Raw genomic sequence first — 11,077 nt, forward strand, 5'->3', positions numbered from 1 at the left:
TCATCGTAATAAAAATAGAATTTAAAGGATTTAGAATTTAGTCGGTTAATAGTGATTAAAAATATAGTTTTCGTAGTAGAATTTAAAGTTGGAGAAAGCCATTTTTTAAACTCCAACATTGAGCAGGTTTGGGATTATGCTTTGGACCTAAAAAACTTTCACAAAACAAGTCACAATGTTGTTTTAGTCCCTGTTTTGATTGCGACTGAGTCCAAGACATCTTTTACGGAGATTGTCCTTACTTCACACAATGACAATCTTACATTGCCTGTAAAAGTTAACAGCAAAGGACTGAAAGAAGTCATTCAAAATGCCTTATGCTTCTTTTCTGACGAACCGGAAATAAATATACCCAAATATGTGGATGGAGGATATATGCCAACACCGACAATCATCGAAGCTGCTGTATCTCTCTACACAAGCCATAGTGTTGAAAATATTACCCGAAGTGATGCAAGTGCAAAGAATCTTACACTGACTACAGACAAAATATCTGAGATAATTGATATTGCCCGAAATGAGCATAAAAAAATCATTTGCTTTGTTACGGGTGTTCCCGGAGCAGGGAAGACGCTTGTTGGGCTAAATGTTGCCACTTCTCATCTCGACAATGAAAACGGAAATGCAAGCGTTTATTTGTCTGGGAATAAACCATTGGTGGATATATTGCAAGAAGCATTAGCAAGAGACAAAGTACAGAGAGAACGAGAAAAAGGTAACAAAATAACGAAAATAAGTGCCAAGCAGGCGGTCAAGACATTTATTCAAATTATACATCACTACAGGGACGAATATCTGAAAAATCAAGAAGCTCCATATGACCATGTCGCAATTTTTGATGAAGCACAACGGGCATGGAATAAAGAACAGACGATCAAATTTATGAAGCAGAAAAAAGGCATTCCCGATTTTGATTATTCAGAACCGGAGTTTCTGATTTCATGCTTAAACAGACATAAAGACTGGGCTGTCATTATTTGTTTAGTGGGAGGTGGACAAGAAATTAATACCGGAGAAGCTGGTATCTCCGAGTGGCTCCACGCGATAGATAAAACTTTTTCCGATTGGAGTGTCTATATTTCACCTAATCTCACTGATTCGGAATATGCAGCTATGGAGACAATTCAAATTTTGGAGAATAAAGGTAAGGTTCATTTTAGTGAAGACTTACACTTATCTGTCTCAATGCGTTCCTTCCGAGCTGAAAAATTATCTTCGTTTGTCAAAAATGTTTTGGATATCGAAATAGAGAAGGCCAAAGAAGATTTTTTACAAATTGCTGAAAAATACCCAATCGTATTAACCCGTGATATTCTGAAAGCAAAACAGTGGCTCAAAGAAAAAGCAAGAGGGAGCGAGCGCTACGGTATTGTTGTTTCTTCACAGGCATTACGGTTAAAGCCATTTGCTATTGATGTAAAAACACCGATGAATCATGTCCATTGGTTCTTAGATGGCAAAGACGATGTTCGTTCTTCCTTTTATTTGGAAGATGTTGCCACTGAATTTTACATACAAGGTCTGGAATTAGACTGGAGCTGCGTTGTCTGGGATGGCGATATGCGGTATTCTCCAAGTGGATGGAAAACTTTCTCTTTCAAAGGCAATAGATGGCAGAACATACATAATATTGAGCGTAAGAAATATTTGCTAAACGCCTATCGGGTTTTACTTACTCGTGCAAGGCAAGGAATGGTGATTGTTATTCCTGAAGGGAATGAGGAAGATCATACCCGTAAAAAAGAGTATTACGATGGCACATATAATTATTTGAAAGAAATCGGATTACAAACAATATAAATATTGTCTTGATCCCGTATTCGAGGTAGTGTTTGAAAAGAAAAAATAGACATAGCAATGAGCGATAAGACAAAAATATCCATCCGTTTTTTCGATGACCGTGAAGTTCGTGCTATTTGGGACGAAGAAAACAACAAATGGTGGTTTTCCGTCTTGGATATTGTTGCTGTTCTTACAAGCCAAGACGACTATACCAAAACACGAAATTATTGGAAATACCTCAAAGCCAAACTGAGAAAAGAAGGAAATGAACTGGGTAGCGTCACTACCCAGTTGAAATTAAAAGCACCTGATGGGAAAAGGAGACTTTCAAACGTCCTTGATTATGATGGCGTTATTTCTCTTGCCAAGCATTTTCCCAATAATAAAGCCATCAAATTTCTCGACTGGTTCACATACAACGACAACAGTATTGATGGACAAAGCAAGAAGAAGGCGTATTCCCTCTTCGAAAGCAATCTTATCGAAGACGAGGAAGTCGGAACGACAAAAAGTCTACAGAAAATTCATGCCTATATTTTCGGGGGGTTATATGATTTTGCCGGTCAAATCAGACAAAAGAACATTTCGAAAGGGGGCTTCCAGTTTGCAGTAGCACAGTTTTTAGGTACCACATTGAAACAAATTGAACAGATGCCGGAAGACAGTTTCGAGGAGATAGTCGATAAATATGTGGAAATGAATATTGCTCATCCATTCATGGAAGGTAACGGTCGAAGTACCAGAATCTGGCTGGATCTGATCTTGAAGAAAAGACTGAAACGATGTGTCGATTGGAGCAAGATCGGTAAAGACGATTATATGAATGCAATGATACAAAGTTCCTCCAACAGTGTTAGACTAAAGACTTTACTAAAAGATGCACTCACAGATGAAATCAACAGCCGGGAAATATTCATGAAAGGGATTGACTATTCCTATTATTATGAAGAAAACGAGTAAAAGAATATGAAATCATGATAGACTGCTTCATTAAGCAATCTTCCTTCTCCATTTCTAACTGTATGGAATCCCATACGGTTAAAATCCCGATTGTTGACTTGTTCATATATACAATAAAAATGAATTTGAAGACTATTTGCTGAACAACACTAAATTTGAAACTGCCAGTACCTCAAGACATGATTTTGGAGTAATTTATAAGGATGGAGGTGAACAGTATCTCAAACTGAATCTCCAAATTCGGTTTATAAAATAATTATTTGATCATGGGAATTCTTAGAAAGGTAATTATAACCGAAAAAATTATCCAATGTCTGCGAAATCGGACTTTCGTTTGTTGAAAACGGAGAAATAGTGGATACGTATTCCTCTCTTATCAGGCCCAAAGACAATTTATATGATAATTTTAATATCCGGATACATGGGATCACACCGGAAGATACTGAGAACTCCCCTGAATTTGATTCTATCTGGAAAGATAACCTGAATGCAATTTGTGATTATTTCAATATCCCACTTAAACATCACCGGGCAGAACATGATGCACGAGCCTGCGCTGAAATATGTTTAAAATGCTTCGGGGAAGGACAAATAGATGATTTTGGACAGCTTGCCGATAAATATAGAATGAGACCGGGTATAATGAATTGTATCGAAAAAAGTTATACCGGACCGTATTCCATAAGGAAAGACAGGGAGAAATCAGATGCAAGAGAGATCCGTGGGGATAAGACGAAAATTAATCCTGATAGCTTATTCTATGAATGTATTGTTAGTTAAATCGCTTTTAATCCAGCGGCAGTTGACCTAATCGTTTCAGGATGAGATGCCGTAAACGTTCCTGATGTTCATCACCCCACTGACCCAATACCGAAATAACAGGAATCAGTGTTTCTCCAAATTCAGTCAGACTGTACTCGACCTTTGGTGGAACTACCGGATAAATAGTTTTGGTAATCAATTCGTGTGCTTCCAGTTCTTTCAACTGGATGTTCAGAACTCTCCGGGAAGCATCGGGTATTTTACGTTGTAATTCACTCGGGCGCTTATATCCTTTATGGATAAACCACAATAAACGGATCTTCCATTTGCCGTAGAGGACTTCACCAATCAGGTCAAGACCGCAATTCAAACTTAACGGTATCTTTCTTTCATACATAAGTGCAAATGTAGTTTCAGGAGATTTTGATGGAAGCCCGGTTGCCCTGGATTATCATCTGATGATAACGGATAACAAGATTACCCGTTTGGAAATCATGCTCAGCAATGCGTAATAAATGAAAAGGAATAAGACATTATTTTATATATTTGTAATCCTATTATTTACAACGATAGGGATATACAAGGCAATCATAGTAGAAGAAAGTAAATAAACCGAAAATAATGTCCTACTGTTTTTATATAGACGCCCTGGAACCGGAAGGGCGAAAAGCGCTGCACAAGAATTACCACGATAATCATTATGGTTTTCCAATTCACGATGACAATGAATTGTTCGGACGGTTAATCATGGAAATCAACCAGGCAGGCTTGAGTTGGGAAACGATTTTAAAAAAAGAAAAATCGTTCAGAGAAGCGTATGATAATTTTGATATTACAAAAGTGGCTTCTTATACGGAAACTGACAGAGAGAGACTACTGAACGATCCGGGTATTATTCGTAACCGTTTGAAAATTAACGCAGCCATAGAAAATGCGAAAACGATTTGTTCGTTACAAAGAGAATATGGTTCATTCAACAAATGGTTGGAAACCAATCATCCCAGGACAAAAGAAGAATGGACAAAGCTGTTTAAAAAGACATTCCGCTTTACAGGCGGGGAAATCGTCAACGAGTTTTTGATGAGCATTGGTTATCTACCCGGTGCACATAGAGAAGATTGCCCTGTATATAAAGAAATTTTGAAATTAAACCCTGTGTGGACTAAAGTCTGATGGAAAATATAAACTTTCAGAACCATTGATCAAATTCAATCAGTCCCCAGTTGTCAGAATTATTCTGGTACCCGATGGATCAAATACAATATAGCCTTTATCAGTTTTCTCGAACTTTGATACATTTGCCAATGCCGATTTCAGGCCTTCTTCCGAAACATATTTAATGGTGAAATGTCTCATTCTTGCCGTACCGTCCGGCGGCTGTGGTGCATTCAGACCTTGCCAGGTATTGATCGCCATTCTGTGTTTGAAAACACCACCCGCGCTCAAATCGGCAAATTTTATTTGAGGGGAAAAAGAATGTTCTTCAAAGCCAATTTGCTTATAGAAATCATTTGCTTTTTCAAGATTACCCACATATAAGTGAATATGCCCGATAACGGTATCTGCGGGTAGCGGTTTTTGTATGCCGTCATGGGGGACGATTTGCATCAAGGTTCCAACGTCAAGCGGTGCCGCCGACAATCTCTCTGTCCCGTCTCTGTCAAGGGAAAGGAATCTTCCGTTTTTTACAATATATTCAGAGAAACGTTCGGGGGTTTCAAACGTTATTTCTACCGTAATTCCATCCGGATCATTAAGATAGATTGCTTTCGAAATGGTATGGTCTGTCGGTGAAATGGGGTATCGTTTGGAAATAAGGCGGGCGAGAACACGGGCGAACTCTGCCTCGGATTGCAGATGAATTGCAAAGTGGTAAAGTCCGCTATATCCATGCTTCCCGGATAGTTTTGCCGTTGGGTGCAATACGACCAATGTTTCGGTATCCGTCCCCATTTCCAGATACCCGTTTTCTTTCCGCAACCGTAACCCGATAATATCCCTGTAAAACCAAAGTGATTTTCCCCTGTGGGTCACTTCCAAATGGACAGCCCCGAATTTCATTCTATCTTTTACCATAACCACAAGTAAATATGAATAGTTTTGATGATGAATCCGGAGCTGCCATAAATTTTTTGTTGTATGAATTAATCAATTACTGTGATAAATTCTTCTTTGGGTGTGCGCACTTTTTTGAGGTTTACAAGCCAATCGTGTTGGCCATCCCTGTAGCCTATGGGCAGGATAACAACACTCTTTAGACCCAATGCGTCAAGGCCGAGGATTTCATCTAATTTAGCAGAGTCGAAGCCTTCCATAGGGGTGGCATCGACCTGTTGCTCTGCCGCTGCGGCAATCGCTAATCCGAATGATATATAGGCTTGTTTGGCTGTATGGTTTTTATGCCATTCTTCACCCAGGGATTGATAATTTGCCCAAAGCGACTGGGCATATTCACCCATCGCATTATCCGGCAACCCGCGTTCCCTTGATGTCTTTTCCATTACATTCCCGATCTTTTCGGCTGAATAGCTGTCCCAGGCAGCCCAGACGATCAGATGGGAACAGTCTGTTATCTGGCTTTGATTGAAAGCCACCTCCTTTATTTTTTCAAGCACCTTCCTGTCGCTGATCACAAAAACCCTGTAAGGTTGTAATCCGGATGAGGAAGGAGCCAGTCTTGCCGCTTCCAGAATATAATCCAGTTTTTCTTTCTGAACGGCCTGTCCGTTCATTTTCTTCGTGGCATAACGCCAGTTTAAGTTGTTTATTAATGACATACTTCTTTTAATTTGATATTGCTGTAATTTTTTTAATAAAATCGTTTTGATGATGCAAAATTAGCTATATTTGCTATATAATAGTAACTACTATACTTATGTATACCAGTATACTTTAATATATCATCAACAAAATCAGCTATATATGAACCATTCGATTGAACTGAATAAAGCAAAGCAATGTGCGGGTAATTATGTCCTGGCAATCAACGATACGATGAACGTTGTCAGCGGCAAATGGAAGTTACCCATCATCGGGGCATTGCTTTTCGGAAAAAAACGCTTCAAAGAGTTGGAAAGGAACATCCCGAAGATCACTCCACGCATGTTGTCCAAGGAATTGAGGGATCTGGAGGTAAACGGTATTGTGACCAGAACGGTTTACGACAGTGTACCTGTTACCGTCGAATATGAATTGACAAGATCGGGCCAGTCCCTGACCAAAGTGTTGGACGTAATGGTGGAATGGGGATTGGAACATCGGGAAAATACAGTCGGTAAGGCGGTGTGAATTCCCATCCCCAAAATAGATTAATTTCCCGAAGAAAAATCATTATTTTAGGGTATTGCGTAATAGATCGCAAAAGAATAATTTTATTTTTTAATTGAGAGTTCTCCAGAGAGATGGATACGTAAGTCAGGTCAAATAAAAATTACAGTGATGGTCAGTTATTTAAATAGCGCATGTGATAATTGCCGGAAACATGCAGAGCATGAGAGAAGGCTGTATTGTATGAATGTGGCGGAACGGGAAGTTTTTGACATTTTCAGGATTTTAGGTGTACCCATGAATGAACAGGATATCCTGGTCCAGACAATCAATAAGGAAAACACCTGCTGGTATAACCTGAAAAGGTTACTGGATACGCTTGTCCGCGAAAAATAGTAATAGGAGTAATAAACGTTTTAAAATTCACAGTTATGTATGTAATGTCACGCAATATGAAGGTGGCGAAAGATCTTTCGGACGCTGTTATTGAGGATTTGTCGCTCCCTTCCAGGTCTACCAAAGCAGAAGGTTTTATCCGCCGCGACATATTGGTCAATAAGGAGGCGGATGATTTTGATATAATAAAAGTGCTTATTTACTGGAAAGACAAGGAATCGCAGGAGAAATGGCATGCCAGCAAGGAGCATTCACAGTCGCATATCGACAAGCATAAACTAAGGAAAGAATTGGGAAAAGAACCTATTAACCGCAAAGACCTGAATATGACTTTTGAGGAGTTTGAACTGGTCTCGACGTTAAGCCCTGAATAGCGATATAAAATGAGAGTCAACTGTCCGGGAAATCCAGAGGGAAGTTTTTCGTGAACTGGACTTCTATCATTTAAATTGACCCGATGAAAAAAATTCTTATTATTTTCTTGTTATTTTGTGGATATATCAATGCCCAAACATTAGATCTGCCACAGGCAGAAAAGATATTCAGCCTGCCTGTGCATTGCATAGAGGTTGAATATCCCAATAAGCTGGGGCAGGTACTGGGTAGTACGGATGACCTGAAAAGTCCCAAAGAGCTGCGTCCTGTATTTTATGGTTGTTTCGACTGGCATTCTTCAGTACACGGTTACTGGTCCATTATAAAATTGCTGAAGGAATACCCTCAATTGGATAGCTCCGGAGAAGTGAGGGCTATCCTGAACAGGAATATAACATCGGAGAACGTATCTGTAGAATCGGCTTTCTTTAAGGATTATAACAACCGGAATTTTGAGTGCACCTACGGATGGGCATGGTTGTTCCAACTGCAAAGTGAATTAGACTCATGGGATGATCCCGATGCAGAACAATGGAGCCTGGCGTTAAAACCTTTGGCCGACACACTTGTGAAAAAATACAAGGAATATCTACCGAAGCTCTACTACCCTATCCGCACGGGACAACATGATAATACCGCTTTCGGGCTCTCTTTATCTATTGACTATGCCCGATCTATCAACGATAAGGAGTTTCAACAACTCATAATGGAGCACGCCATAAGATTGTATGGGAAAGACATGGACTGTAACCTCTCTTATGAACCCAGTGGCAGTGATTTCCTTTCCCCTTGCCTGGAAGAGGCCCTTCTGATGAGTAAGGTATTGGATACGCAGGAATACCGTGTATGGCTAAAGAATTTCCTGCCGGAGATATTCAATCCCGATTTCGCATTGGAACCCGGAGAGGTTTCGGATCGTACGGATGGGCATCTGGTTCACCTCGACGGACTGAATTTCAGTAGGGCTACATGTTTATATATTATTGCCAAAAAACTGCCGGAACTGGGATACCTGAAAACAATAGCGGACAATCATCTCAATTATTCACTGGGTAATATAACCAACGATGATTATATGGGCAGCCATTGGCTGGGCTCTTTTGCCCTCTATGCATTAATGAGTAAATAGGGTGATCTTTTATTCTGTAATCACAATATTCACGGCATTCAGCCCTTTTTTGCCGCGTTCCAGATCGAATGTAACCTTATCACCTTCATCGATAGAAGCCGGTGCACTGCTGATATGGAAGAAGTATTTATCCACAGAGGAGGTACTCTTAATGAATCCATAGCCCTTATCGGCATTGAAATATTCCACCCGTCCCTTGTTGGGTTCGGGTTCTCCGATATCCTCCTTCTTAGGGGTGGATACCGCGATATCGTCTATGTCTATTTTCTGCTTTTGTACGGGATCTGGCGGAGTATCGGTAATCACCCCATTTTCATCCACGTAAGCGATCATATCGTCCAATGAGCCGGAGCCGGCATTGGCTTTACGCTCTTCTTTGCGTTTCTGTTTTTCCAAGCGTTTTTCCTGTTTTTTCTTTTCTACTTCTCTTTTGTTATACGAAACTGATTTAGCCATATTTATACCTGAAATGTCTTTATTTTTAATTGATTGAATGATTACTGTTTAGCTTGCTACCACAAGGGTCTTGCCTGTCAATTTCTGGATGTCTTTCAGCATATCCCTTTCCTCATCGGCACAGAAAGTAACGGCAGTACCGGTATTCCCCGCCCTACCCGTACGGCCGATGCGGTGTACATAGGTTTCAGCCACATCGGGAAGGTCGTAATTGATGACCAGTTCGAGATTATTGATATCGATTCCCCGTGCTGCAATATCCGTCGCGATTAAGGTTTGTATCTTATTCGACTTAAAATCAGCCAGTACCCTTTGCCTGGCATTCTGCGATTTATTCCCATGGATGGCGGCACTGTTTATTCCGGATTTGGAGAGAATCCGTGCGATCTTATCCGCTCCATGTTTGGTACGGGAGAATATCAATACCGATCTCTTCTTATCCTTTTTCAGCAGGTTAATGAGTAAATCCTTCTTTTCCGGTTTTTCCACAAAGTAGATATACTGCTCAATGGTGTCTACTACCGACGATACCGGTGCCACTTCTACCCTGACCGGCTTATGCAGGATGGAACGTGAAAGATCGGCTATTGATGATGGCATGGTGGCCGAAAAGAAAAGGGTCTGCTTCACCCTGGGCAGCAGCGGTAACAACCGTTTGATATCGTGGATAAATCCCATATCCAGCATCCGGTCGGCTTCATCCAGCACAAAATGACGGATAGCCTGGAGACTGATGATCTTCTGGTTCATCAAATCGAGCAATCGTCCCGGAGTAGCCACTAATATATCTATTCCCCTGTTCAGTTCATTCACCTGGGCATTCTGTTTCACTCCACCATATATTACGCAGTGACGGAGTCCCGTATAGCGGATATAGTCGCTCAGGCATTCATTAATCTGGATAGCCAGTTCCCGTGTAGGTGTCAAAATCAATGCCTTGATCTCTCTTTTCCTGACATGGGATTTATTCAGATAGAGTTGTTGTATGATGGGGAGTACAAATGCTGCGGTTTTTCCTGTGCCGGTCTGTGCCAGTCCTAAGATATCACGGTTATCGAGTGCCGGGGCAATAGCCTGTTGTTGTATTGGTGTGGGAGTTGTATGTCCTTTTTCGTTGAGAGCCCTCAATACCGGCTCTATAATTGATAATTCTTTAAATGTCATGTTTTAATATTAAACAGGATATGCTATGATAAACGATATTCCACATTCCTGTAACTGATTGATAACTTATACAAATAAGTTGATTTTGATGTCGATTTCGGCGATGGGAAGATCCGCCTAAAATGGCGGAGCAAAACCTTGAGAAGAAAGATACAATACTAACTTAATTGATAATGGATGCAAAGATACGAAAATAAATCGGTTTTTCAGCTATTAGTCCGATCACACCATAAATTACATAATAATTACACCCCAAATCAGGAATTATTTATAATTTATTATCCGGGAAACCAGAACATATCAGATTTTTCCGTACTTTTGCGGCACGAACTGTTAGCTCAGCTGGTTTAGAGCGCTGCCTTGACAGGGCAGAGGTCGCCGGTTCGAATCCGGCACAGTTCACCTCTTGGGACAAGTCTAAAAATGATAGATTTGTCCCATTTTTTTTTGTTATATAACCATTAATGGCGTTTCACTGTTGATTTTTAAAAACCTCGTTCCTGAATTTCAATTCTACCAAGTCCGATTAATGGAAACCGGAATATAAAGCATTGCTCGACCAAATCTCATTTCAATTCTACCCAGTACGATTAATGGTACAATTTGCAACCTACATGCGACGATACACGCTCAAATTTCAATTCTACCCAGTACGATTAATGCCTCAATTGCCAGATATTCACATATCTCCTCAACCTATTTCAATTCTACCCAGTACGATTAATGCTAAGTAGTCGACCCTTAAAAAGCATTCAATAGTCTATAATACAGTAAAATAGTAGATAT

At 40.2% G+C, this 11,077-nt stretch carries 13 protein-coding genes, 1 tRNA gene and 1 pseudogene; 10 read left to right on the top strand and 5 right to left on the bottom strand.

The annotated features are described in order from the left end of the window. Positions 1-51: 51 nt before the first annotated feature. From U2P89_RS05090 to U2P89_RS05100, 4 genes and pseudogenes are all read left to right on the top strand, one after another. Complete coding sequence (locus U2P89_RS05090; RefSeq protein ID WP_322190792.1) at positions 52-1,800, top strand: DUF2075 domain-containing protein; 1,749 nt, start codon at positions 52-54, stop codon at positions 1,798-1,800. Between the two features lie 57 nt (positions 1,801-1,857). Next, entirely contained in the window at positions 1,858-2,742 is an 885-nt protein-coding gene (gene fic, locus U2P89_RS05095; RefSeq protein ID WP_076930596.1) for a protein adenylyltransferase Fic, read from the top strand. 106 nt (positions 2,743-2,848) lie between these two features. Then, complete coding sequence (locus U2P89_RS15240) at positions 2,849-2,998, top strand: HpaII family restriction endonuclease (RefSeq protein ID WP_083710993.1); 150 nt, start codon at positions 2,849-2,851, stop codon at positions 2,996-2,998. Between the two features lie 62 nt (positions 2,999-3,060). Continuing rightward, positions 3,061-3,522: pseudogene (locus tag U2P89_RS05100) on the top strand (hypothetical protein); the annotation flags it as partial. A 7-nt stretch (positions 3,523-3,529) separates the two neighbouring features. Here U2P89_RS05100 and U2P89_RS05105 read toward each other — a convergent pair. Beyond that, positions 3,530-3,901: a winged helix-turn-helix transcriptional regulator gene (locus U2P89_RS05105; protein ID WP_313380330.1), complete on the bottom strand. Its 372-nt coding sequence runs from the start codon at positions 3,899-3,901 to the stop codon at positions 3,530-3,532. Between the two features lie 224 nt (positions 3,902-4,125). On the opposite strand from U2P89_RS05105, the gene U2P89_RS05110 reads away from it, so the two are divergent. Then, positions 4,126-4,677 (top strand): DNA-3-methyladenine glycosylase I, encoded by a 552-nt coding sequence (locus U2P89_RS05110; RefSeq protein WP_076930593.1) that lies wholly within the window; start codon positions 4,126-4,128, stop codon positions 4,675-4,677. A gap of 39 nt (positions 4,678-4,716) precedes the next feature. Here U2P89_RS05110 and U2P89_RS05115 read toward each other — a convergent pair whose 3' ends face one another. Both U2P89_RS05115 and U2P89_RS05120 read right to left on the bottom strand, forming a co-directional pair. Then, positions 4,717-5,580 carry a VOC family protein gene (locus U2P89_RS05115; RefSeq protein ID WP_083710992.1) on the bottom strand — a complete coding sequence of 288 codons (864 nt, stop codon included), beginning with the start codon at positions 5,578-5,580 and terminating at the stop codon, positions 4,717-4,719. 68 nt (positions 5,581-5,648) lie between these two features. Continuing rightward, positions 5,649-6,281 carry an NAD(P)H-dependent oxidoreductase gene (locus U2P89_RS05120; protein ID WP_322190793.1) on the bottom strand — a complete coding sequence of 211 codons (633 nt, stop codon included), beginning with the start codon at positions 6,279-6,281 and terminating at the stop codon, positions 5,649-5,651. A 145-nt stretch (positions 6,282-6,426) separates the two neighbouring features. Between U2P89_RS05120 and U2P89_RS05125 the strand changes: the two genes are divergently transcribed. The 4 genes from U2P89_RS05125 (at position 6,427) to U2P89_RS05140 (ending at position 8,671) form a co-directional block, all read left to right on the top strand. Further along, positions 6,427-6,792, top strand: a complete 366-nt coding sequence (locus U2P89_RS05125) for a helix-turn-helix domain-containing protein (protein ID WP_322190794.1) — start codon at positions 6,427-6,429, stop codon at positions 6,790-6,792. A 150-nt stretch (positions 6,793-6,942) separates the two neighbouring features. After that, entirely contained in the window at positions 6,943-7,167 is a 225-nt protein-coding gene (locus U2P89_RS05130; RefSeq protein ID WP_322190795.1) for a hypothetical protein, read from the top strand. A 35-nt stretch (positions 7,168-7,202) separates the two neighbouring features. Then, on the top strand, positions 7,203-7,541 hold the full coding sequence (locus U2P89_RS05135) for an antibiotic biosynthesis monooxygenase family protein (RefSeq protein WP_322190796.1): 339 nt from the start codon (positions 7,203-7,205) through the stop codon (positions 7,539-7,541). Between the two features lie 83 nt (positions 7,542-7,624). Then, positions 7,625-8,671, top strand: coding sequence for a DUF2891 domain-containing protein (locus tag U2P89_RS05140; RefSeq protein ID WP_322190797.1), 1,047 nt, complete (start codon positions 7,625-7,627; stop codon positions 8,669-8,671). Positions 8,672-8,680: 9 nt separating this feature from the next. Here U2P89_RS05140 and U2P89_RS05145 read toward each other — a convergent pair whose 3' ends face one another. Together U2P89_RS05145 and U2P89_RS05150 are read right to left on the bottom strand one after the other, a co-directional pair. Then, complete coding sequence (locus U2P89_RS05145) at positions 8,681-9,127, bottom strand: cold-shock protein (RefSeq protein ID WP_322190798.1); 447 nt, start codon at positions 9,125-9,127, stop codon at positions 8,681-8,683. Positions 9,128-9,175: 48 nt separating this feature from the next. Next, on the bottom strand, positions 9,176-10,291 hold the full coding sequence (locus U2P89_RS05150; RefSeq protein ID WP_322190799.1) for a DEAD/DEAH box helicase: 1,116 nt from the start codon (positions 10,289-10,291) through the stop codon (positions 9,176-9,178). Positions 10,292-10,618: 327 nt separating this feature from the next. On the opposite strand from U2P89_RS05150, the gene U2P89_RS05155 reads away from it, so the two are divergent. Next, positions 10,619-10,693 (top strand) — tRNA-Val (locus U2P89_RS05155). Positions 10,694-11,077: the final 384 nt, after the last annotated feature.

Origin of the sequence: Proteiniphilum sp. (assembly GCF_034331125.1) — a bacterium.
Lineage (GTDB): Bacteria > Bacteroidota > Bacteroidia > Bacteroidales > Dysgonomonadaceae > Proteiniphilum > Proteiniphilum saccharofermentans.